This is a genomic window from Bacillus sp. (in: firmicutes) (assembly GCA_012842745.1).
GTDB lineage: Bacteria > Bacillota > Bacilli > Bacillales > Bacillaceae_J > Schinkia.
Genome location: DUSF01000048.1, coordinates 113,984 through 137,087, shown reverse-complemented (window position 1 = coordinate 137,087; position 23,104 = coordinate 113,984). Strand labels below are relative to the sequence as shown.

The following is a 23,104-nucleotide window of genomic DNA, read 5'->3' as shown; positions in this document are numbered from 1 at the left end:
CGCTTATTAAAATGCTGACTGGTTTAATTCAAACAAGCTCTGGAACAATAAAAATAAACGGAAAAGACATTGCTCCTTTCCAAAAAGAAGCAAAACAATATTTTTCCTATTTGCCAGAAATTATGGCCTTATACCCGCATTTAACAGCGAAGGAAACACTTCATTTTTTTGCAGAATTGCAGAAAATTCCCGAAAAAAATGAAGATGAAGTGCTTGAAATCGTCGGTCTAAGCGATCATAGAAATCAAAAAGTTGGAGATTTTTCGAAAGGGATGACACAACGGATTGGTTTTGCAATTGCCTTATTGCCGAAATCACCACTGTTAATTTTAGATGAACCAACATCAGGATTAGACCCTTTCTGGGCAATTCAGTTCAAAAACGTTATGAAAAAATTAAATGAAGAAGGAACAACGATTATTTTTGCCTCACATATATTAAGTGAAGTCGAAGATTTAGCTAATCGGGTTGGAATTATAAGTGATGGGGAAATTGTTGCCTTAGGCAGTATCCCGCAATTAAAAAGAAAGGCCAAAAATGAAGTGAAAATAAAAGTATCGTTTCATCAGCCGATTGATGAAACGGAATTTAGGGAGAAATTTAATTATCCAATTGAAAGCCAAAAAGGCTTTTATATTATCTCGTGTAAGTATGATGAAAAACTATCTGTTTTGAAAGCTTTGCAATCCTATGAGGATGTCAAGGATATAGAAGTAAAAGAGATTACTTTAGAGGATATATATCAAGAAATTTTAACGAATCGGTATATCCAAAAGTCGGAATTTTAAAGGTGAAAAAAATGATAAAAAAATTAAAATATATACTTTTAGCTTTCTCATTCGTAGTGTTCGCAGGCTGCAGTCAAAACAATGAAGCACCAGCAAATCAAAATAGTCAAAAGAGCGGCGATAGCGCCAATGGGGCGGAAACGAAGCAAGAAGAACAAGTATATGCCAGTGTTGGCGGCAAGAAAATTACCGAAGAAGAAATTGATTACGAATGTTTTCGAGCGAAATTACAAAACGTTTTAGCAAATAAGGCAGGCCAAAACACATGCCCACCTGAAAAAACAATCATTACGCAAATTATCGAATTAAAGGCAATCGATTATTTGGCAGAAGAAAAAGGCGTATCTGCGACAACAGAAGAGGTGCAACAAAGAATAGAAGAGTTAAAAAAAGAAGAGGCTTCTAATTCTACCTTTCAAGAGATGGTGGCAACATTTGGAGAGGAAAAGTTTTGGAAATATGAGGAACAGCGCTATTACACGATTATAAACTCTGAAAAAGTGAAAGAAAAATTATATGAAGAAGAAAAAGAAAAGCACTCTTATTTAGAAGAGGCATCCTTACGATTGAACGCCAAAAAAGCCTTTGATGATTTAATCGTAGAAGCAGTGGGAATGGTTGATGCGACTATTTTTTATCATTAAAAATCTTAATAAAATCTTGACAATTTCCTGACGGTGCCTGAAACGTTTTCTTCTATTATTAAGATAGTAAGAGAAATCAAAATAAATAGAAGGGTGGTACTTATGATGAAAGTCAGGAAGATGTTATTACGTGCTGCAATTGTCGGCGGTTTGGTAGTAGGAATGGCTGCACCAACTTCAGGAATGGCAGCAGAGGCTCCAGCCAAAATTCAACCTAATGATAATTTCTCACAGTTCGGTAGAATGGGATCCTTTATGGGGCAATATTTTCAAGGCAATATGCATGAGATTATCGCTGAAAAGCTAGGAATGACAACAGATGAGCTTTATAAAGCTCGCTTAGATGGCAAACCGATAGCCGAATTATTAAAAGAAAAAAAACTTGATGCAGCCGATGTAGTCAAAGCTGTGATGGCTGACAGAGAAGTAGCATTAAATGAAATGGTTAAAGCAAAGACAATTACGAAAGACCAAAAGGATGCAATGCTTAAAAACATGAAAGCAATGGTTGAAGCGATGATTAATGCGGAAGGTGTTGGTCCTCGCGGTAAAGGTGCAGGCATCTATAAAGGCAGTCCTTGTCCAATGATGCCTAGTGGACAACCAGGAATGGGCCAAGGCCGAATGGGCACTGGTCCGATGTGGTGGTGAGGATAAATACCGAAGGCTCTGAGGTTTATAATCTCAGAGCTTTTTTCTGCGTATAAAGCAGCGAAATAATCTATCATCTGTTTCTGTGAAAATTTATAGATTCCAATTATAATGAATAGAGAGGTGGTCCAAGATGGTAAAAAAAGTATTGGTAGTTGATGACGAGCATAATATAAGAGAAATGATTGCCTCTTATTTGCAGAATGAAGGCTATGAAACGATAGAAGCGGCCAATGGAAAGAGTGCTGTGCAAACTGTAAAGAATGAGCAAATTGATATTGTTCTTCTCGATATTATGATGCCGGAAATGGACGGCTATGAAGCGCTTAAGGAAATTCACGCGATTCAAAAGAATATCCCTGTCATTATGCTCACTGCCAAAACAGATGAGATTGATAAAATAGTAGGTTTAGAAATGGGGGCTGATGATTATATTACAAAGCCGTTTAGTCTTCGCGAGCTTACGGCGCGAATGAAGGCCGTTTTAAGAAGAACGGCAGCTGTTGATACCGATGTAGATGAGGATGAAAAGCTTGTGCGTGGGGACATGGTAATCAATCTATCTACATATGAAGTGTTTGTTAACGAAAAAAAAGTGAACTTAACCCCGACGGAGTTTAAAATTTTAGTTACGCTAGCGCAAAAGCCTGGCCGCGTTTATAGTCGTCTGCAATTAATGAATATTGCTTTTGGTGAAGCTTATGCTAATTATGAGCGTTCAATTGATACTCATGTTAGTAATTTAAGAAAAAAGGTAGAGGATAACCCCCATCAACCTAAATATATCGACACTTTGTATGGGATTGGCTACCGCTTTGGTGGAGAAGAATGAAATTACTACCAAAACTCATTATTGCTGTTCTATCGATTGTGTTGGTAACGGGCTTTTTTCAATTTGTTTTTTTTCAAAATCAAATAAAAACTGGGTTTCAGCAATTTTTAGTTAATCAGGAAATGGGGATGATTGATAGATTAGCGCAATATTTTGAGAATTATTATGAAGCGTATGGCACTTACGCTAATGTAGAGCAAGTGTTGCAACAAAATCCAATAATGGGAAGAAGACATGCCCAAATGATGGGAAGTGCGATGATTTTTAATCAACATATCGTAATCGCTGATAAACAGGGAGTTGTTATTGCCGATTCTAATCGAGAGTTTAATGGAAAAAAAGCTTCTGATATCATCGGTGTCCATCGCGACTTACTAGTTGGTGATGAAAAAATTGGCGAATTAATTTTTATTCGTGAAGAAGATCTCATTCAGCAAAATCTAGTGAAACAATACATTCACTCCACTAATACTACAATTGTTTTAGGTACAGTATTAGGGAGTTTAATTGCTGTATTCGTAGGCTTTTTCATCACGAAAAGTTTAACGAAACCAGTAAAAAAACTGCTTGTCGGGATTGAAAAGGTTTCTGCAGGCGATACCTCGTTTCGGGTCATCGTAGATCAAAAGGATGAATTCTATCATCTTTCACAGGCGTTTAATCAGATGGCAGAGCAGCTTCAGCAAAATGAAAAGCTTAGACAAAAGCTGATGGCAGATGTTGCCCATGAGTTGCGAACGCCTTTAGCAATTATTCGCGGAAAGTTAGAATCAATTCAAGAAGGGGTCATTAAGGCAGACGAAAAAGAAATTATGCTTTTAGTTGACGAGGTATACCGTTTATCACGTCTAGTAAATGACCTTCAACAGTTGAGCTTAGCTGAAGCGGGAAAGTTACCTTTAAAGAAACAGCCTATTAATGTTGGCAATTTCTTAGAAAAAGTAACTTCAAATTTTATGGCGTTAACAGATGAAAAGGAGATCTCCCTTATCATTAAAATACTATCTGATAACATAGAACTAGAATTAGACGAGGATCGGATGACACAGGTTATTGTCAATTTATTAGATAATGCCTTAAGACATACGCCAATAAACGGTATAATCACAATGAAATTAGATAAAGACGTACATGCTAAGGAAGTTGTAATCACCGTCTCAGATACAGGCTCAGGGATAGACGAGGAGTTTCTATCGACCATTTTTGACCGTTTCTCCCGAGCTGATACATCAAGAAATCGTGAACGTGGTGGGGCAGGATTAGGTCTTTCGATTGCAAAAGGTTTTGTCGAAGCACATGGTGGTACTATTTCGGCAACTAGTGAAAAAGGAAAAGGAACTACATTTCTTATTCGCTTACCATATGGTAGAAAAATGTAGTATTAAGTCGACATAAAATTATAGTATAATAGATGAGCATAAAAATGACACAGAAACCAGATAATCCAAGGAGTTTTAAAAATGAATAAGCCATTTATTGCTTTAATGCTAGGGTTGCTAGTAACAGGTTGTAGTAATGCTCAAGCCTTGAATAGTAACCCACCCGATGTAAATGCGGTTGTACCAGTTGAAGAAAAGTTAATAAAAACGGAAACAATTACCAATGGTGACACTATGCCTGAAGGAAAAGTAGATGAGGCGACTGATAATCCGGATGACTTACTAGTGCTCGTAAACAAACAGCATAAATTGCCGGAGGACTACGTACCAAGTGATTTAGTAGTTCCAAATATCCCCTTTTCTTTCGCCGAAGACGTTCCGAAGCGCTATGTACGACGTGAAGCTGCTGAAGCTTTAGAGCAATTATTTGCAGCCGCAAAAGTAGAAAATATTGAGCTTTTAGGGGCATCTGGATATCGCTCCTATGCTCGCCAAGAAGCAATCTTTGCTGCAAATGTTCAACAAAAAGGCGAAGCGGAAGCTAATAAAGTAAGTGCAGTTCCTGGAGAAAGCGAGCATCAAACAGGATTGGCAATGGATGTAACATCGAAATACGTTGGCTATGATTTAATCGAAGAGTTTGCTGAGACAAAAGAAGGTATTTGGCTAAAGAATCACGCACATAATTTTGGCTTCATTATTCGCTATCCAAAAGGGAAGGAAGCAATAACGGGCTATAGCTATGAACCATGGCATATTCGCTATGTCGGTGTAGATGTGGCTACAGAAATCTATCAAAAGGATTTTACATTGGAAGAATATTTTGCTACTAAATAAGGTATGAAAAGAAACCTCCATGGCTTATTTAAAGTAGCCATGGAGGTTTTTATTATTTTACTATAAAAACTGGAATTTTAGATTTTTGCACAACATTGTGGCTAACGCTGCCAAGAAAATATTCTTTAAGGCCGCTAAGTCCGCGGCTTCCTATTAAAATAAAATCACATCCTGTTTCATGTGCATGCTCGACTATATTTCTTGCATAGACGCCATCTTTTAAAACAGCATTATAATTTTTAGTTTCTGCTGAAACAATTTCCTCTGCCTCCGCTAAAACCTTTTCGGCATTTTCTAAGTAGTTTAATGCAGCTTGCGCTGAAGGAGTATATACTCCTTCGCCAATGGCAACTGTTGGAATTTGATAAACATGGACAATTTCTATTTGTAAATTTGGATTTGCTTTGGCGAATTGGATTGCCAATTGTAGAGCTTTTTTAGATAACTCTGAACCGTCATAAGCTACGAGTATTTTTGAGAACATGTGAAATCCCCTCTCTCCATTTATTACTATTATTCTATCATTGAAAAGTAAAAAAGACTTTAAAAAGTTATGTGAACTTTTTTCTGAAGTGAAATCTATTTAAAGCAATGTATAATTATTGTAGAAAGGGAGGGGATGAAATTGTCATTTTCATTTATTCATGCTGCTGATATCCATCTCGACAGCCCGTTAACAGGACTTGAGCAATATGAAGGGGCTCCAGCTGGGAAAATTCGCAGTGCAACAAGAGATGCATTTAGAAATTTAGTAGATACAGCGATTGAAAGACAAGTTTCATTTATCATCATTGCTGGCGATTTATATGATGGTGACTGGAAGGATTACAACACAGGTTTGTTTTTTGCAAGCCAAATGGTACGCTTACAAAAGGAAGCGATTAAAGTGTTTTTAATTCGCGGAAATCATGATGCAGCAAGTTTAATAACAAAAGAATTAAAGCTTCCCGATAATGTCTTTGAGTTTTCAACAAAACAACCCGAAACCTTCATTCTTGAGGAGCTTGGAGTTGCCATTCATGGGCAAGGCTTTGCGTCGCGTTCCATAGAAGATAATCTAGTAAAGAGCTATCCAGATAGACTGGAAGGCTATGTTAATATTGGCGTTCTTCATACAAGTGCAACCGGACGTGAAGGCCATGAAAACTATGCGCCATGTTCAATTGATGATATGAAAGAAAAAGGCTATGATTACTGGGCATTAGGTCATATCCATTTACGTGAGCTGCTCCATCAAACAGAGCCTGTCATTCTTTTCCCAGGCAATATTCAAGGGAGACATATAAAGGAAACTGGTGATAAAGGCTGCACTTTTGTTACTGTTGAAAATGGAGCAATCGAATCATATGCACATGTATCACTTGATGTGCTGCGGTGGAGACTGTGTGAAATTGATGCAAGTGGACTTGAAAGCTCTGAAGAAATTATTGATAGAGTGCGCGAAGCTTTAGAAACAGAGTATCAAGTAGCAGATGGTCGTTTCTTGGCAGTTCGATTCCATATTTTTGGTACAACAAAAGCGCACCAAGAGCTCCTTGTCGCCAAAGACCATTTTATTAATAATATACGCGCTGTTTCACTAGAGGTTGGTATGGGTGATATTTGGGTGGAAAAGGTGAAAATTGAAACATCCCACTTTATAAACATTGAAGAATTAAAGACCCAGCATACCCCTATTGCCGCTATTTTAGACTATATTAACAATCTAGAGGATGATGAGGAAATAATAAAGGAATTACTTGCCGAGTTTGAAGATATTCAGCAAGCATTGCCATATGAGCTAAAAGCTGAGAACTATGATTTTACAAATACGAATGCAATCAAGAATAGGTTAGCTGATGTCGAAGACTTAATTCTCTATTATTTAACAAAGTCGGGGGTGGAAGCGTAATGCGTTTTAATTATTTGAATTTACGGGCGTTCGGTCATTTTACAGATTATGAGATTACCTTTGACCAATCGAAAAAATTCCATCTAATTTACGGCTTAAATGAAGCAGGGAAAAGTACGGCATTACGTTCCATCAATCACTTTCTTTATGGTTTTCCACAGCAAACAGCGGACTCCTTTCTTCATAGTAATCAAAAGCTAAGAATCGAGGGAGAACTGCAAAACAAAAAAGGTGAAACATTGCAGTTTACGAGAAGAAAAGGAAAAAAGAATACGGTCATCAATGCCAACGGTGAAGCGTTAAACGAAGGAGTGGTAGCCAATTTTTTAAACGGCCTCTCTCTGCAGCATTTTTCAAATATGTTTGCTTTAAATCATGTTAGTCTTCGTGAAGGTGGAGCAAGCTTGCTCCAAAGCGGCGGAAATGTTGGTGAAAGCTTGTTTTCAGCAGCATCAGGCATCAGCATGCTGCGCAAAGTCTTTGAAGAGCTTGAGAAAAAATTAGGAGATCTTTATAAAAAAAGAGGGTCAACCCCTGAGCTTAATAAATTATTAAAAGAGGAAAAAGAACTTAAAAAGGAAATATCTGACTGCCAGTTGAAGGTTCAAGCTTGGAAAGAGCTTGAAAGAAAATATAGTGAAGGCAAAAGTAAAATCGAAACACTCATTAATGAAATCATTTCATTACGAAGTGAACGTGAAAAACTGCAAAGAATAAAGCTTACATTACCTAAAATTGCAAAATTAAAAGAACTTGCAAACAGATTAGCAGAGCTTGGTGAAGTACCAGCACTGCCTGATAATATTGTAGAACTGCGGAAAGAAACTGTTCAAAAGCTTGAGTCCTTAAAGAAACAAAAACAAAGTGCTGAAGAAGACTATCAACTTTTTGAAAAAGAGAGAAATGAGATTAAGATACAAGAAGGCTTGCTTGAGCAAAGTGCGTTGATTGATATCCTGTATCGGGAAGTGCAAAGCTATCAAAATAATCTAAAACTAGTTCCTCAGTTAGAAGGGGAAAGAAAGCTGCTTCTAGAGCGGGTGAAGGGCTTAATGAAAGAATTTGATCCCGTTCATGCAACTGTTGAGCAAATTGATAAGTATCGCTTACCAGTAGTGAAAAAAGAAAGAATCCGTGAGTTATGTAAACAACGCCCGCTCCTTGACCAGGCCATTGAACAAAATGAAAAGGAACGCCAAACAACCGAAGATGAATTAAAAGTGAAGAGGGGGGAGTTAAACACGATTCCTGTGCCTCCGAATATTGAGGAATTAGAGGCTGTGATTGACTCTGTCAAACGACTTGGCGAAATTGAGGAATTGTTTAAAACTCATATCACCGCAATGAGTCAAAAAGAAAAGGTCATGAAGGAGGCAGTTAAAGAGCTGCCATTATGGAATCGAACATATGAGGAATTAATCCATCTCCCTGTTCCCATCTTAACAGAAACGATTAAGAAGTTTGAACGGGAGCATTTTGAGATAGTAAAAAATTTAGAAAAAACGATTGAACAAATCAACAGCCAAATCGAAGCGATTGAGAGCATCGAGGAGCAAATTCGAACTTTAGAAGCGTTATCTGAAATTCCATCAGAAGAAACATTATTAAAAATTCGTACCCATCGTAATCAAGGTTGGCAATTTATTCGCATAAAGCTTCAAGAAGGGCAGCTAGATGCTCAACAATATGGGGAGTTCACAAACGGAGAGAAACTTGAGAACGTTTATGAAAACCTAGTTCATCATGCTGACGAACTAGCTGATAAAATGCGAAGCGAAGCAGAAAAAGTTGGGGCAAAGAAAAAGCATGTAGACGATATTAAAAGCTGTCAAAAGAAAATAGTAGAGCTTGAAAATAAGAAAAGTGAATTAACTCAAAAGTTAGCTCAGTGGGAAAATGCTTGGGCGGAGCTTTGGAAGCCAACAACAATCGCACCGTTATCACCTGAGGAAATGAGAGAATGGCTAGTAAAATATGAACAAATAAAAGCAATGTACAGCGACTTTGAGCGCTCACAAATAACAGCGCATGAACTAGAAATGAAAATAACCGAGCATAAAGAGATGTTACGTTTGGCCCTATCACCATTTATCGAAGTAAGTGAACATACATCATTGGTGCAAATTTTAAAAACTGCTGAGAAAGAGCAAAAAAAAATGAATGATGATGTGCAGAAACGTACTAGACTTGAAGACAGTATTTCAGGCATTAATCATCGCATCAATCATATTGCTTTAAAAAACAAAGATATTTATCAAAAATCGGAAAAATGGTATGAGGATTGGGCAGAAGCGATTAGTGGAACAAATTTGACTGAATCTACCTCAGTCGATAGTGCTGAAAAAATAATTCGCCTTTATGAAGATTGTGCTGAAGCTTACGATGAATTAACGGAAATTGAGAAAAAACATGAATCTATGTTAGAACAGCTCTCTCATTATGAACAAAGAGTGGGTCAACTTTTAAGAGCAGTTGCCCTAGATTTCGGGGATCAAGCCATTGATATTGTCGTCACCCAGTTAAACGCAAATTTACAACAAGCTAAGCAGGATGAAGTAAAGATAATCGATTTAAATAAACAACTTAAAAAAATTGATTTAATTATAAAAGAAGCAGTTAGGGAGATAGAAACTGCCGAAAGCGTTTTGGAAAACTTAATGAACAAAGCACAAGTCAGTACCATCTCAGAATTAGAAAAGGTTGAAATAACCTTTCTCCAAAAGAAGGAGTACGAAGAAAAAAGACGTACAATTGAAGAAGAACTGCTCGATATCGGCGGTGGGCTGTCACTTCAACAATTAATTGAAGAAGCTAATCAGTTTCAATATGATTGCATCGATATAGAATTAGAAGAATTAAACAGAAAACTGGTTGAAATCGAGCCTGTCCGTTCAGAGTTGGAGCAAGCCCACGGTGTCGTAAAAAAAGAATTTGAAGAAAAAATCGATGGCAATAATACGGCAGCAGTGTTGGCTGAACAAAAGAAGGAAAGCGTCTTAGCTAAACTTGCCAATAGCACAGAACAGTATATTCAAGTTAAGCTTGCTTCAATCCTCTTACAAAAGGGAATTGAGCATTACCGTAAACAAAATCAAGATCCAATTCTAAAACGTGCTGGGGAGCTTTTTGCAAGGCTGACATTGCAATCATTTTCTGAGTTGGTAGTCGATTACGACGAAAAGGATCAACCAATCTTAATGGGTGTTCGTCCTAATGGCGATAAAGTAGCCATTGAGGGTATGAGCGATGGAACAACCGACCAACTGTATTTATCACTTAGAATTGCAAGTATTGAGAAATATGGGGAGGAGCAGGAGCCAATTCCATTTATTGTTGACGATATTCTCGTTCACTTTGATGATGTCCGTTCAGAGGAAACATTAAAAATATTATTGGAGTTATCGCAGCAGACGCAAATCATCTTTTTTACACATCATTCACGTTTAGTGGAGATTATGAAAGAGCTAACATCAGAAAGCAATTATCAGTTAACAGAGCTTACTAGTAAAGATATAGTCATTGCATAGGGGCTGTTTTTTCAGCCCCTTATTTAAGTTACATTGCATTTTTCTTGACAATAGACCGTCCTGTTTTCAGTCCAAGAATAAACCAACCTAAAGCTACCACGCCAATTGCAAAAATGGTATCACCAATAACGCGAAGCCAGACAAAGGTTTGGACGATATCTTTTTGTAGAAATTCGGCTGAACGTGCATACCACATGCCGTGCTCAAAGCTGGCCCATGTTTGCAATAAACCTACAGGCAATAGGCTTAACAATGCCATTAAGGCTAGTCCGATATTAATAGCCCAAAACGAAAAGCTTAACAGCTTTGTTTTCCAATGCTTTTGACCTGTAAGCCCTTTTAAACAGAAGAGCATAAGGCCAATGCCTAGCATTCCATATACGCCAAAAAGGGCAGTATGTCCGTGAAGCGGTGTTGTGTTAAGGCCTTGCATGTAATAAAGTGAAATCGGCGGGTTAATAAAGAAACCAAACAGCCCAGCCCCGACAAGGTTCCAAAAAGCAACAGAAACGAAACAATAAATCGGATATTTGTATTCCTTGACCCAATCCTTTGTACGGCTTAAAGTTAAATTCTCATAGGCTTCAAAGCCGATTAAAACAAGCGGCACAACCTCTAAAGCGCTAAAGGTTGCTCCAAAGGCAAGAACACCCATCGGTGTTCCGCTAAAGTATAAATGGTGGAACGTTCCGATGATTCCGCCAAACAAGAAAATAACCGTCGAGAACAAGACGGTAGCTGTTGCTGTCCCTGTTCGCAGTAATCCCATTCTTGTAAATAGAAAAGCGATGATAACTGTTGCAAACACTTCGAAAAACCCTTCAACCCATAAGTGGACAATCCACCAGCGCCAATATTCTGCCATCGCGAGATGTGTCTGTTGTCCCCATAGTAGTCCAGGAACATAAAACAATGGAATAGCTGTTGCAGCTAATAAAAACATTGCTAATAAATGGCGGTCTTCCGTTGTTTTTTTAAAGGCAGGAAGTAGTGATCTTCCCATTAAAAATAGCCATAGGAACAGACCGATTGTAAGGAATATTTGCCAAAAGCGACCTAAATCTACATATTCATAGCCTTGATGTCCAAACCAGAAATTTGTTTGGAAATCAAATTTTTGGAATACACCTAGCCATTGCCCAGCCATTGAGCCTACAACAATAATGAGCAGGCAGACAAACAAGAAATTGACTAAACCACGCTGCCCTTTTGGCTCATAGCCCGATACGGCAGGTGCCATATAAAGGCCTGTTGCAAGCCATGCGGTGGCAATCCACAATATTCCTAATTGGGTGTGCCATGTGCGTGTAACAGAATATGGAAGCCACTCTTGAATTGGGATTCCATAAAAACCAGAACCTTCTACCGCATAGTGGGCGGTAACAGCACCAAGTCCCACTTGGACGACTACTAAAAGAGTCACAACCCAAAAGTATTTTAATGTTGACTTCATTGAAGGAGTAGGGGTTAAACCTAATAATGGGTCCTTCTCTGGATAAACTTCTTGAAGATGTGGCTCGTTGCGGCGTTGCACTGCATAGTACCATGCAAGTGCACCAATTCCGGCTAACAGCATGACAAAGCTAATCACAGACCAAATAATAAGTTCACTTGTTGGACGATTTTCAACTAGAACTTCACTTGGCCAATTATTTGTATAGGAAACAACATCACCAGGACGATTCGTTACAGTTGCCCATGTACTCCAAAAGAAAAAGGCATTCATTACATCCATGCGTTCTTGGCTTTTAATTGTATTTTTTGGAATGGCATATTCATTTCTTAAGTCTTGAAAATCAGGATTGTCCATAAAAAGGCCAGAATAATAACTACTTAAGAATTGATAGGCTTCCATGCGGTCTTTAGAAATAACGATTTCTTTCGTCGCTTCGTTATATGTGTTTGTCCGCATTTCTTTTGTTAATCGTGCTTGTAATTGTGCTTTTTGTTCCTCGTTTAAATCTCCGAAATTGTTCCCAAACTGCGCTTGACCCCATTTATTTAATATAAATACCGCTTCACGGTGCAACCAATCAGCATTCCAGTCAGGAGCGACATAGGCGCCATGCCCCCATATACTTCCGAGTTCTTGTCCGCCAATCGATTGCCAAACATTTTGTCCATCTTTAATATCTTGGCCGGTAAATACCTCAATCCCATCTTCGCTTACAACCCTATCTGGAATTGGCGGCATGACTTGATAAATACGTCCGCCATAATAGCCTAATATCGCAAAAGAAATAATGATAACTAAACTAAGAGAAATCCATAATTTCCGATAGTTCATTTTATCCCTCCTTTAAAAACTATTTGGTAGATTTCCCTAAGAAGGATGAAAATATTCCATTAGTTATTGAAATACGAGTTGCCATAAAAAAAGACCGTCCATTTTTGGACAGTCCTAAATAATAATTTTATTCCATTTTTATAGTTTAAACGTTGCGACAGTTTGCTGTAATTTTTCCGCCAAATTAGCTAACATAGTTGAAGCCGATGAGATTTCCTCCATTGAAGCGTTTTGCTCCTCAGCAGATGCAGCGACATTTTGTGAAAAACCAGATGATTGTTCCGCAATTTTCTGTGCTTCATTAATCGTTTCGACTAATTGGTCAGCACTTGCATTAATTTCTTCAATCGCCGCTGACACGTCTTGAATTTGTGCGGAAACATGATCGACCTGAATGGCGATATCATAAAAGGCTTTTCCAGCTTTGTGAACCGTGAGCATGCCGTTTTCTACTAAGGTTTGTGATTCTCCCATGGCACGGACCGTTTCATTGACTTCTCTTTGGATTTCATCAATTAATTGGCCTACATCATTTGTAGCTTGTCTAGATTGCTCAGCTAATTTGCGAACCTCATCAGCGACAACGGCAAAACCTTTCCCATGTTCACCTGCTCTAGCTGCCTCAATGGCAGCGTTCAATGCCAATAGGTTTGTTTGTTCTGCGATATTAGTAATGAGTGAAATCACTTGACCGATTTCCTGCGATTTAGCGCCTAGTGCTGCAATGACTTTACTCATTTCATGAGATGAATTTTGAACGAGATCCATTTGTTGAATTGATTCTTGAATCGTTTCGTTCCCTGTTTTTGCAGTATGAGATGTTTGATGCGACGAATCGGTAACTTGTTGAACATTATAAGCGATTTGTTCCATTCCTTTAGAAATTTCCGTGACCACTTCCACCGCACTCAGTGTTCCTTTTAAGCTAGTTTCTGAACCGACCGCAATTTCCTGAATAGCCTCTGTAATATGCTCGGTTGCTTTACTTGTCTGTTCACTGCTTGCCATTAGTTCCTCCGAAGTGGAAGCAACATGTTGGGAAGCACCATCAATGTTTTTAATCATTTCCTTTAAATTCGCAATCATATGGTTAAAACCTGTAGCGAGGTCGCCAATTTCATCATTGTTTTTCACATTGATAACGTCTAATGATAAATCGCCAGCCGCAATTTGTTCAGACTTTTGGGCCAATTCAATGATTGGTTTTGAAAATGAGTTGGCAAAGAAATAAATAATGACAGCACCAAGAGTGAGTGCCGCAGCTAAAGAAATAAACAAAATGCTTAAAATGTTTTTGGCAGCACTGTTAAAATCAATCAAATAAGTGCCAGCGGAAATGTACCAGTTCCAATTTGGGTCTTTGGCAGTGTAGACAATTTTTTCTTCAACTTGATCTGGGTTTGTTGGCAGTCCGTAATAATAAGTTGTAAAACCGCCGCCATTGTCCCCTTGCTTAATAAGATCTTGGATAAATAATAAACCATTATCATCTTTAGAATCCCACATATCCGCACCCTCCTTACTTGGATGTAGAAGTGCTTTTCCGGTCTCATCATAGGCAATAAAATATCCAAACTGACCCATATCAATGTGATTGTTTATTATGCGAGTGCCATCGGCTTGTTTTTTTCCTAGAATTGTTTCTTTGAAACGTTCTTGGGCTTCAACAAGTGAAAGACTGCCTTTTTCTACTTCTTTGTTAAGAATTGTTATCATATCTAACGCCATATTTACATTATTTTTTAAGCCAATCATACCTTGCTCCTCAAGATTATGATGTGCTGTTTCATAGCTGATTAAACCAATGACAAGACTAGGAATGGCTAATAAAAGTAGTGTTATTGAAATAAGCTTTTTTCGAACAGTTAATTTAAACATTTTTTCCCCTTCTTTTTAAAAATAATCTGAATAAAAAAACGAACAGACTTACTATAAAACAATTTCCTTAAAAATGCTATCAGGGTTTTCCCTATATATAGAGTATTTTTATAAAATAACAAAACTCAGCAAGATAATATAATTTGGGTGAAAAAATTTGTTAGATTGCTAGTTAAATACATTATAGTATAATGAAAATACATAAATTTCCGTCGTTGGAGGAAGGACTATGTCGAAAACAAAGCTTGAAAGTAATCATGATTATATAAATCGATATTCCAAGATTGCGAATGCAATCGAAGCAAGAAGAAAAGAACTTGGCTTATCATTAAAAGACTTGGAGGAAATGACTGGTTTATGTTCTCCAGCAATATCACGGTTAACAAGTGTAATGAATCGTCCGCGGCTTGATACACTTTATCGAGTATTAGATGCCTTGGATTTGGAATTGAAAATAGAAAGGAAGGAAAGGGGGTTACAAAAAAATATCCAAGTTTCAATATCTACAAATGTAAATCAGTACAATGTCTGGGTCAAAAAGGGGACGACCATTGATTTATTAAAAGTAAAAGCAAAAACAAAGTATGAAGCACGACAAATTTTGAATGAAACAAATCCAGAGTGGGAGATTTGTACAATCGAGTTATTTAAAAAAGGTCAATAAAAAGAGGCAAAACAAATGGGGTTCAACTGTATTTGTTTTGCCTCTTAGTCTTTATTCTATTATCTCGAAAATCTTTGTTAATCTTGTAAGTTCAAATAGTTCTTTTACAGGGCCTTTTAATCCTTTAATCGTGACCTTGCCGCCATTTGTAATGGCTCTCTTTTGGATACCGATTAAAACACCTAAACCGGAACTATCAATATATGATAGATTGCTAACATCGATGATAAAATTTTTATATCCTTTTTCTAAATAGGGCAAAAGTGCTTCCCTAAAACTAGAAGCTTGATCTACGTATATTTCCTTCGATAATGTAACGAAAACTTGATCCGCTTGTGCATTTATTTGATAAAACATGTCTTCACTCCTTAGTTAGAAAGTTTGAATTGATCCATCGATGTTTTGAGCTCTAAAGCCATCGCATTAATTTGTTCGGTGGCAGATGCGATTGTCTCCATTGCCGCTGATGTTTCTTCTGTTGATGCTGATACCTCTTCTGCACTTGCAGCAGTTGTTTCAATAAACGTTGCTAATGAATTAATTAATTCAACTATCTTCTCGGAGGTTGCCACTTCATTGTCTGTGACAGATACAATTCCAGTGACGTCTGAGACAGTTTTTTGGACTGCTTCGACTATATTTTCTAAGGCATTACCAGCTTTTGTTACAGCCGATACACCAACTTCTACTTGTTTGCTGCTTTCGTCTGTTGCGATAACAGTATTGGCAGTTGTTTCAGTTACTAAACGAATCAGATTGGCAACTTCAGCCGCCCCTTTATTTGATTGTTCGGCCAATTTGCGAACTTCATCTGCGACAACAGCGAAACCTTTTCCCGCCTCACCAGCGCGGGCTGCTTCAATGGCCGCATTTAATGCAAGTAAATTCGTTTGTTCAGCAATTTGTGTAATTGTATCTGTAATCGTTGTAATTTCCTTAGAATAATGTTCTAAAGAAGATATATGTGTTTTCGTTTCTTCCATTTTTGCTTTAATATTTTCCATTGTGCTAATAACATCTTCAACCGTTTCTTTCCCCTCATTTGCGGTTGAGAGGGTGAATTGTGAGTTATCATCAGCAGATGCTGCCTTGCTTTTGGCAATTTGAATTAATGAAGATAACTCAAGCAATGCTTTCGAAGTATCAATAATAGCGTTATTTCCTTCTTCAGCTTCTTTGGCTAATCTTTGTGTACTTTCTGAAACCTCAGTAGAAGCTGTGGCAACTTCTTCAGTTGATGCTGCCATTTCTTGTGATGAGGCAGCCAGTTCATCTGAAGCAGCATATACTTGTTTAATCGTTTTTTGTTGATTATTAACCATGGCATTAAAGGAGTCACTTAAATCTTGCAGTTCATCCTTTGTTTGGATAGAAGTATGGGCTGTTAAATCGCCACTTCCTGCTAATTCCATCGCAGTTTGCAGTTTTCGAATCGGCTTTACAATGCCATTTGAAATAAATACGGCAGCTGCAATCGCGATTAAGATTGCAATAGTTGTGATAAGAATTGAGTTTGTCCTAATTTTATGGGCTGGTGCCATATAATCGTTATAATTTGCTGTTACACCGACAGTCCAAATTCCTACTGGATCGTAAGTAACAAACTTATAAATTCCTTCGTAAGTATAATAACCGCTACCTGATTCGCCAGCTGTCATTTTTTTAACGATTGGAAGAAGCTCATCATTCGCCGTATCCATTAAATTTTCTTTTAATACTTTTTCCTTTTTAGGGTGTGAAACTATAAGTCCATCCTTATCAATGATGTAGGCATAACCAGATTCACCAATTTTAATTTGTTCAGCTTTTTCAGCAATTTTCGAGAATTTAATTGTTCCAATAATGAGCCCCTTCACTTTGTTATCATCAGTAAAAAGCGGATAGGCAATGGAAATAATCGGTTCATTTGTAACTTTTGAAGTAATCACATTACTAACTGCATGTTCACCTTGAAGTGCCTTTTTGACATATTCACGGTCTGATAAATCGGTTACTTCGTTGATATTCATGCTGTCCATGAAAGCAATCCCGTTATTATCTGTAATAAGAATCATTTCGATTAGTTGTTCATTATCTTTTACTGCACTTTGGAGCATGTTAAAAACAACATTTTTACTTTCAGAATCACTAGTGCTATCAATATTACGGATAAGCTGAGCCCTACTTTCGATTTGAATAAGCGAAGCTGTTGATGCTAACATTTGCTCAATAGAATCGGATGTTAATTTAGTCGTATCAACAAGTTGTTTTTCAATCGTTTTCTGCATCGAATTGGCTGTCATGTTATAGGAGAAAAATGCCAAAATAAGCATTGGCAACGTTATTAAAATGATAAAACTACCAATTAATTTAACTTTTAAACTCAAATTCATCACTCCCTTTATAATAAAGAAAATATGTTGACTATTCTATCACATTATTTAATATTTATACAGATAGCAGAGACATCGTCTTTTATAAAATCACGCTGACTTAATGTTTCGAGCCTGTTAAGCTCTTCTTGAAAACTGTTCAAGCATAATTGTTTGTTTTTAGAAAGATGGTCTAATAACCCATCTGTTAAAAAAATGAAATAGTCACTTGGTTGAAATGTTATCTCATGTTCTTCAAACGGCATCGTTTCTAATATACCTAATAATCCGCCTTCGATTGTTATGAGCCCTTTTTGTTCTGTCGTTTTTGCAATGAAATGATTAATTCCACAAGAAACAAACGTTAGTTTATTCGAATTAAAATCAAATTTGAAGCAAATTCCAGCAGCAAACGTTCCATTCGTTAAATATTTCATTGATTCATTATTAATCCACTCTAGTTTTTCAACCATTGTCATATTTTTGTGTGCGGCTTGCTCGAATAAAACATGTAAATACGAGGTGTGTAGCGCGGTGTCTAAGCCATGCCCCATAACATCAAGCAAATAACCATATAAATGATTGTTATCCTTGTCCCAAATATAATGGAAAAAATCGCCGCTAACATATTCAGTTGGTTTATAAATCGTTTTAATTTCAAATTTTTCGTTGCCGATTTCAGGCGGTAAAAAGTCGGCTTGTACTTTGCCAGTTAAAATTATGTGTTTTAAGTTAGAAACCATCATGTTAAAAGAAAGCGCAAGAAGTCCGACCTCATCTGTGCGTTCTACTTTTAATTTTTTAACTTTGATATCGCCGTCAGCCACCCGCTGCATTAATTTAATTACTTCAGTAATTGGGTTAATAATGTGATTAATGCTGGCCCAGATTGCAAAAAGAAAAATTATGATATTGACAAGCATGATGCGAATTTGCATGTTTTTAATAGCAGCAACTTTAAGCTCAGAATTTTGTTTGATTAGATTTGTTATGTGGTCGAGTTTATATAACAAATTATAGCTGTTTTGTTGTATTTCCGTAGCTAATATATGTTTTATATCGGAATCTTCTGCATTAATCAACGTATGTATCTTTTCCGAAAAGGATTGCCAGTCTTTTGATACTAGTAAAAGGCGATCGGTAATATCTTGTACTTTAATGCCGGGTATACCAGAATGTTCATTTCCGAAAAGTAGGTTATCCTGATTTTGTTCAAATTGTTTTGCTGAATCGAGAAGGCGTATTTTATAATTACCATTACCATTAGCATACATATAGGCTTCATTTACGATTTGCTGAGCGACCATTCCTTGTCGACCTGCTAAATTAAGAAGATAGCTGTCATGTTCATGCTCATCTATGAACTGAATCATTATAAAAAAGCCGATAAAATTTAAAATAAGAGAAATTGTAAAGATGGCTCCTAACTTTACTTTTAAACTCAAGTCTTTAATTTTCATAATTACTCACCTAGAAATCTATTTCATTTTAGCCAGATTTTTTATTAAGATGACATCATTCCCTTGTTTATTATAAATGACTTTATCCATTATTTGATTCATGATCAATAAACCTCTCCCAGATTCCTTTAATAATGAATAGTCGATTTCTGCTGCGAGACTTGCGTCCACCCCTTTTTGCAATGTTTCATATACTTGAAATCCTTGGCCCCTATCTTTTACGCGAATGGTTAGTTTTCTGTTTTTATGAATTTTAAGTTTTACAATGATTCTTTTTTTGTTTCCATGTTTAATTGCATTATTAACAGCTTCATTTAAGGCAACCTCGATTAAAGTGGAGTTATGGGGAATCATATCCTTTATGAAGTCGCTTATACCATTCCGCAAATATTTATAGCAAGCAAAGTCATTAAATATAATTGTAAATTCTTTCATTAAATTTTACTCCTTATCTACGGAATATGTTGAAAGTTTGAAATTTTTGTTACATTTTCATTATAAATTATTAGCTTTAATCTTGCTATTTGATTTTTTATATTTCTGAGATAAAAAATTGCATATCATTGTTAACATACTAGATTTTAACTGATATACTTAACATGAATATCATTAATAAACAATTATATGAAAGCTAGGGGTGCCATAAGGCTGAGAGGACAAAGGATGTCTAACCCTTAAACCTGATTTGGTTAGTACCAACGTAGGGAAGCATGTTCGTTTCTGTGTATATAATTTTACAGAAGGCCTGCCTATGTGGTAGGCCTTTTTTAATGAAGATAAATATATTATGCCAAATTAATGAGCTGAGTTAGAAAATAGTTAAAATGGAGTTGATTTTTTATGAAAATTTTCAAAGCACTTACAATAGCTGGATCAGATTCTGGTGGGGGAGCAGGGATTCAAGCAGATTTAAAAACCTTTCAAGAGCTTGATGTGTTTGGCATGACCGCGATTACAGCACTTACCGCACAAAATACACTGGGGGTACAAGGTGTGTATCCGATACCTATTGAGGGAATTCAGCAGCAGCTTGATTCGATTGGAACAGACCTAGTACCTGATGCAGTAAAAACAGGAATGCTTTTTAATAGTGAAATCATTAAAGCTGTAGCAGGAAAAATAAAGGCTTTTAAGTGGACTAATCTCGTTGTTGATCCTGTTATGATTGCGAAAGGTGGAGCATCATTATTGCAGGAAGAAGCAATCGTTGCTTTAAAGGAATATTTATTACCACTGGCAACCGTTGTTACCCCTAACATACCAGAGGCTGAAGTGCTTTCTGGTAGAAGAATTTCATCACTTGAAGAGCGAAAAGAGGCTGCAAAGCTTATTTACAATCTAGGTTCTAAAAATGTCATGATTAAAGGTGGTCATGACAACAATGAGCAAATGATTGATCTTTTATATGATGGTCATCATTTCCTCGAATACGAAGGTAAACGAATTGCAACAAAGAATACACATGGAACAGGCTGCACATTTTCGGCAGCGATTACTGCCGAACTGGCAAAAGGAAAATCGATTAACTCCGCTCTTACAGTAGCGAAAAGTTTTATCCAGGCGGCTATTGAGGATGACCTACTGATTGGCTCAGGGCATGGACCGACCAATCATTGGGCTTATAAGAAAAGAGGAGTTCCAAGTTTATGAGATATGACGTGGAAAAGTTAAGAAAAAAACTTCGGCTTTATTTTGTCATGGGCAGCAATAATTGTAAAAATGATCCGTGCATTGTTTTACAAAAAGCAATTCTTGGTGGGATTACGCTTTTTCAGTTTCGTGAAAAAGGGTTCGGTGCAAAAGTTGGTCAGGAAAAAATTGAGTTGGCAAAAAAGCTCCAAGCAATATGCAAGGATAATGGTGTTCCTTTTATAGTAAATGATGATCTTGAACTGGCTCTCGAAATTAATGCGGATGGCATTCATATTGGCCAAGAAGATGAAAATCCTGAAAAGGTAAGAGAGAAAATTGGTGATAAAATTCTTGGGATTTCGGCCCATAACGTTGAGGAAGCGAAAAAAGCCATAATAGTAGGTGCTGATTATATAGGTGTTGGACCAATGTTCGAGACATCGACCAAAAAGGATATTCGTGAAGTTAAAGGACCACATATTATAACTGCAATGAGAGAAAATAAGATAATGATTCCAATCGTCGGCATTGGTGGTATTAAAGGCGGGCTTGCTTCCAGCGTTATCCAGGCTGGAGCAGACGGAGTTGCAGTCATTACAGCCATCAGTAATGGTGACAACCCTAGAGAGGCTGCCAAGGAATTGCTGGATGAAATTCAGAGGTGAAATTATAATAATGAAAAGGAGGAGATACAAATGAAAGTAAATTATGATTTAAAAGCTCCAATTGATGTAAAGGAAATTAAGGAAGTATTAAAGCCTTTTGGCGGCCGATGTGCAAAAATAAATGATGGGAAGCTAGAATATCAAATTAAAGAAGAAAATGAAGCAGAGGCTTATAATTGCCTGAAAGAAAAAGGTTACATTGGGTAATAAAAAATAGGAGCTTATCAAGATGATAAGCTCCTAAGGGGGTGGGGACAGGGGCTGATAGTGAGAATTTGCTACTATCAACTGTTTAGATAATTATAATATCCGTAAATCAGAAAATCAACAAGAATTTATAAAAAAATTCTATTTTCTTGTTGTTTACTTTGGGATAATGTAGCTATTGCTTAACAGTACAAATTATATTATACTTCATTTAACTTAATAAATTGCTTTATTAGGAGGAGTCTGTCACCAAGGGTGCACTATGCCGTTGGTTTGACAAGGCTCTTTTTTGTACTGATTAGAAAGGATAACTTTTGTAGGTTATCAGTATAAGAAAAGACATCGAAATTTGCTATTATGGCAAATTTCGTGTTTTTCTAATCTGCAATTAAGTGGAGGAGTCTGTCTATTTTACAGGCTCCTTTTTATTTTCTTAGCCGTATGATGGCTAGTGTATCCATAGTATTGTTTCATTCACTACGATTGTATTAAAGGGGGAGTTTCGTTTGAAAATTACAATTGCAGAAGCATTAATTATGGGAGCAACTATTATCGCTGGTTTATTTATGGCAGCAGGTGCAGGTATGTTATTTGCTTAGTTAAATTTCACCAACTGATTATTGTGACTGAGTTTTGAGAGGAAAGTCCGCTCACTAAGGGCGCATTAAACAGTTGGTGGAATTTTTTTATTACTAACGATTGTCCGATAACTCCGCTTGTGCCTGCTGTACTAATCGTTTTGTTATTTCTCCACCTATAGATCCATTTGCACGAGAAACGGTTTCAGCGGAAAGTTTAACACCAAATTCTTGTGCAATTTCTTCTTTAAATTGATCTAACATTTGTTGAACACCAGGTACTACTAATTTGTTCCTGCTCGTCATTTTTTCCACCTCCTAAGAAGTAGTTTGTATAAAAAAACACAATATATAAGAAGAAAAGCTATCCAAATTCATGTAAATCTTTATCAAAATTTATGAAATATTCTCTCCACTTAAAGCATATAAATATGGACAAGTAGTACACCAAATGATGTAAAGGAGAGAATGTTGATGAGTAATATGGAGTTAAAAGTATGGAAAGAGGAACTACAAATTCAAAAGGATCAAAATACAGTTAAGATAAAGAAACTTACACAAAAATTAAACCGTCTCAATGAGAAAGTGAACTTTGCAGCTACTGTGAAAGAACAGCTTGATTCTTCTTTATTAACAGAGATGAATGAAGAAATAAAAAATCTTTCAGAAGACATAGAAAACATCAAAAAAGAAAATCGTGATATTGGCATAATTATTTATTCAATCGATGTAGAATTAGGTAATATCTTTGTATGTAATTAATTTAATTCAAAAATCTCTTGGTATTGTAATATAAATCTAGTAAAGTTAAAGTAAGAAAATTAGAAAAGGTG

21 protein-coding genes and 1 riboswitch are annotated in these 23,104 nt (G+C 36.7%); of the genes, 13 read left to right on the top strand and 8 right to left on the bottom strand.

The window, feature by feature from the left end; translation table 11 throughout:
• The 6 genes from GX497_12590 to GX497_12565 all read left to right on the top strand — a co-directional run.
• On the top strand, positions 1 to 788 hold a 788-nt coding region (locus GX497_12590), incomplete at its 5' end, for an ABC transporter ATP-binding protein (protein ID HHY74030.1).
• Positions 782 to 1,432 (top strand): hypothetical protein, encoded by a 651-nt coding sequence (locus tag GX497_12585; GenBank protein HHY74029.1) that lies wholly within the window; start codon positions 782 to 784, stop codon positions 1,430 to 1,432. The genes GX497_12590 and GX497_12585, both read left to right, overlap by 7 nt.
• Positions 1,433 to 1,534: 102 nt before the next feature.
• On the top strand, positions 1,535 to 2,083 hold the full coding sequence (locus GX497_12580; GenBank protein HHY74028.1) for a hypothetical protein: 549 nt from the start codon (positions 1,535 to 1,537) through the stop codon (positions 2,081 to 2,083).
• Between the two features lie 133 nt (positions 2,084 to 2,216).
• Entirely contained in the window at positions 2,217 to 2,915 is a 699-nt protein-coding gene (locus GX497_12575) for a response regulator transcription factor (protein ID HHY74027.1), read from the top strand.
• Positions 2,912 to 4,294, top strand: a complete 1,383-nt coding sequence (locus tag GX497_12570) for a HAMP domain-containing protein (protein HHY74026.1) — start codon at positions 2,912 to 2,914, stop codon at positions 4,292 to 4,294. The genes GX497_12575 and GX497_12570 overlap by 4 nt, the downstream gene beginning before the upstream one ends.
• A gap of 81 nt (positions 4,295 to 4,375) precedes the next feature.
• The gene (locus tag GX497_12565) at positions 4,376 to 5,131 is read left to right on the top strand and encodes a M15 family metallopeptidase (GenBank protein ID HHY74025.1); all 756 of its coding nucleotides are present in this window, start codon (positions 4,376 to 4,378) and stop codon (positions 5,129 to 5,131) included.
• A gap of 52 nt (positions 5,132 to 5,183) precedes the next feature.
• On the opposite strand, the gene GX497_12560 is transcribed toward GX497_12565, so the two are convergent.
• Complete coding sequence (locus GX497_12560; protein ID HHY74024.1) at positions 5,184 to 5,615, bottom strand: universal stress protein; 432 nt, start codon at positions 5,613 to 5,615, stop codon at positions 5,184 to 5,186.
• A 141-nt stretch (positions 5,616 to 5,756) separates the two neighbouring features.
• On the opposite strand from GX497_12560, the gene GX497_12555 reads away from it, so the two are divergent.
• Together GX497_12555 and GX497_12550 are read left to right on the top strand one after the other, a co-directional pair.
• Positions 5,757 to 7,022, top strand: a complete 1,266-nt coding sequence (locus GX497_12555; GenBank protein HHY74023.1) for a DNA repair exonuclease — start codon at positions 5,757 to 5,759, stop codon at positions 7,020 to 7,022.
• Positions 7,022 to 10,549: an AAA family ATPase gene (locus GX497_12550; GenBank protein HHY74022.1), complete on the top strand. Its 3,528-nt coding sequence runs from the start codon at positions 7,022 to 7,024 to the stop codon at positions 10,547 to 10,549. Before GX497_12555 ends, GX497_12550 begins: the two co-directional genes overlap by 1 nt.
• A 28-nt stretch (positions 10,550 to 10,577) precedes the next feature.
• On the opposite strand, the gene GX497_12545 is transcribed toward GX497_12550, so the two are convergent.
• On the bottom strand, positions 10,578 to 12,836 hold the full coding sequence (locus tag GX497_12545; protein ID HHY74021.1) for a nitric-oxide reductase large subunit: 2,259 nt from the start codon (positions 12,834 to 12,836) through the stop codon (positions 10,578 to 10,580).
• Positions 12,837 to 12,974: 138 nt separating this feature from the next.
• A complete protein-coding gene (locus GX497_12540; protein ID HHY74020.1) occupies positions 12,975 to 14,714 on the bottom strand; it encodes a methyl-accepting chemotaxis protein in 1,740 nt (579 codons plus the stop codon).
• 229 nt (positions 14,715 to 14,943) lie between these two features.
• Between GX497_12540 and GX497_12535 the strand changes: the two genes are divergently transcribed.
• A complete protein-coding gene (locus GX497_12535; protein HHY74019.1) occupies positions 14,944 to 15,378 on the top strand; it encodes an XRE family transcriptional regulator in 435 nt (144 codons plus the stop codon).
• A gap of 51 nt (positions 15,379 to 15,429) precedes the next feature.
• Here GX497_12535 and GX497_12530 read toward each other — a convergent pair whose 3' ends face one another.
• From GX497_12530 to GX497_12515, 4 genes are read right to left on the bottom strand one after another with little or no spacing between them, the layout of a single operon-like run.
• A complete protein-coding gene (locus GX497_12530; protein HHY74018.1) occupies positions 15,430 to 15,735 on the bottom strand; it encodes an STAS domain-containing protein in 306 nt (101 codons plus the stop codon).
• Positions 15,736 to 15,746: 11 nt separating this feature from the next.
• Complete coding sequence (locus GX497_12525; protein HHY74017.1) at positions 15,747 to 17,744, bottom strand: HAMP domain-containing protein; 1,998 nt, start codon at positions 17,742 to 17,744, stop codon at positions 15,747 to 15,749.
• Positions 17,745 to 17,794: 50 nt separating this feature from the next.
• Positions 17,795 to 19,189, bottom strand: coding sequence for a SpoIIE family protein phosphatase (locus GX497_12520; GenBank protein HHY74016.1), 1,395 nt, complete (start codon positions 19,187 to 19,189; stop codon positions 17,795 to 17,797).
• Between the two features lie 18 nt (positions 19,190 to 19,207).
• Complete coding sequence (locus GX497_12515) at positions 19,208 to 19,624, bottom strand: ATP-binding protein (GenBank protein ID HHY74015.1); 417 nt, start codon at positions 19,622 to 19,624, stop codon at positions 19,208 to 19,210.
• Positions 19,625 to 19,812: 188 nt separating this feature from the next.
• Positions 19,813 to 19,913: riboswitch (TPP riboswitch) on the top strand.
• A 116-nt stretch (positions 19,914 to 20,029) separates the two neighbouring features.
• Here GX497_12515 and thiD point away from each other — a divergent pair.
• Genes thiD through GX497_12500 form a run of 3 tightly spaced genes read left to right on the top strand, consistent with a single transcriptional unit; the run spans position 20,030 to position 21,693 of the window.
• Positions 20,030 to 20,839 (top strand): bifunctional hydroxymethylpyrimidine kinase/phosphomethylpyrimidine kinase, encoded by an 810-nt coding sequence (gene thiD / locus GX497_12510; GenBank protein ID HHY74014.1) that lies wholly within the window; start codon positions 20,030 to 20,032, stop codon positions 20,837 to 20,839.
• Positions 20,836 to 21,486 carry a thiamine phosphate synthase gene (locus GX497_12505; protein HHY74013.1) on the top strand — a complete coding sequence of 217 codons (651 nt, stop codon included), beginning with the start codon at positions 20,836 to 20,838 and terminating at the stop codon, positions 21,484 to 21,486. Before thiD ends, GX497_12505 begins: the two co-directional genes overlap by 4 nt.
• A gap of 30 nt (positions 21,487 to 21,516) precedes the next feature.
• Positions 21,517 to 21,693 carry a hypothetical protein gene (locus GX497_12500; GenBank protein HHY74012.1) on the top strand — a complete coding sequence of 59 codons (177 nt, stop codon included), beginning with the start codon at positions 21,517 to 21,519 and terminating at the stop codon, positions 21,691 to 21,693.
• A 692-nt stretch (positions 21,694 to 22,385) separates the two neighbouring features.
• Here GX497_12500 and GX497_12495 read toward each other — a convergent pair.
• The gene (locus GX497_12495; protein ID HHY74011.1) at positions 22,386 to 22,577 is read right to left on the bottom strand and encodes an alpha/beta-type small acid-soluble spore protein; all 192 of its coding nucleotides are present in this window, start codon (positions 22,575 to 22,577) and stop codon (positions 22,386 to 22,388) included.
• Between the two features lie 168 nt (positions 22,578 to 22,745).
• On the opposite strand from GX497_12495, the gene GX497_12490 reads away from it, so the two are divergent.
• Positions 22,746 to 23,033 carry a hypothetical protein gene (locus GX497_12490; protein HHY74010.1) on the top strand — a complete coding sequence of 96 codons (288 nt, stop codon included), beginning with the start codon at positions 22,746 to 22,748 and terminating at the stop codon, positions 23,031 to 23,033.
• Positions 23,034 to 23,104 lie beyond the last annotated feature (71 nt).

Bases quoted from the DNA above. Each gene is read 5' to 3' on its own strand.
- GX497_12580 (HHY74028.1), top strand. From the start codon at position 1,535: ATGATGAAAGTCAGGAAGATGTTATTACGTGCTGCAATTGTCGGCGGT.
- GX497_12575 (HHY74027.1), top strand. From the start codon at position 2,217: ATGGTAAAAAAAGTATTGGTAGTTGATGACGAGCATAATATAAGAGAA.
- GX497_12570 (HHY74026.1), top strand. From the start codon at position 2,912: ATGAAATTACTACCAAAACTCATTATTGCTGTTCTATCGATTGTGTTG.
- GX497_12565 (HHY74025.1), top strand. From the start codon at position 4,376: ATGAATAAGCCATTTATTGCTTTAATGCTAGGGTTGCTAGTAACAGGT.
- GX497_12560 (HHY74024.1), bottom strand. From the start codon at position 5,615: ATGTTCTCAAAAATACTCGTAGCTTATGACGGTTCAGAGTTATCTAAA.
- GX497_12550 (HHY74022.1), top strand. From the start codon at position 7,022: ATGCGTTTTAATTATTTGAATTTACGGGCGTTCGGTCATTTTACAGAT.
- GX497_12545 (HHY74021.1), bottom strand. From the start codon at position 12,836: ATGAACTATCGGAAATTATGGATTTCTCTTAGTTTAGTTATCATTATT.
- GX497_12540 (HHY74020.1), bottom strand. From the start codon at position 14,714: ATGTTTAAATTAACTGTTCGAAAAAAGCTTATTTCAATAACACTACTT.
- GX497_12535 (HHY74019.1), top strand. From the start codon at position 14,944: ATGTCGAAAACAAAGCTTGAAAGTAATCATGATTATATAAATCGATAT.
- GX497_12530 (HHY74018.1), bottom strand. From the start codon at position 15,735: ATGTTTTATCAAATAAATGCACAAGCGGATCAAGTTTTCGTTACATTA.
- GX497_12520 (HHY74016.1), bottom strand. From the start codon at position 19,189: ATGAAAATTAAAGACTTGAGTTTAAAAGTAAAGTTAGGAGCCATCTTT.
- GX497_12515 (HHY74015.1), bottom strand. From the start codon at position 19,624: ATGAAAGAATTTACAATTATATTTAATGACTTTGCTTGCTATAAATAT.
- thiD (HHY74014.1), top strand. From the start codon at position 20,030: ATGAAAATTTTCAAAGCACTTACAATAGCTGGATCAGATTCTGGTGGG.
- GX497_12505 (HHY74013.1), top strand. From the start codon at position 20,836: ATGAGATATGACGTGGAAAAGTTAAGAAAAAAACTTCGGCTTTATTTT.
- GX497_12500 (HHY74012.1), top strand. From the start codon at position 21,517: ATGAAAGTAAATTATGATTTAAAAGCTCCAATTGATGTAAAGGAAATT.
- GX497_12495 (HHY74011.1), bottom strand. From the start codon at position 22,577: ATGACGAGCAGGAACAAATTAGTAGTACCTGGTGTTCAACAAATGTTA.
- GX497_12490 (HHY74010.1), top strand. From the start codon at position 22,746: ATGAGTAATATGGAGTTAAAAGTATGGAAAGAGGAACTACAAATTCAA.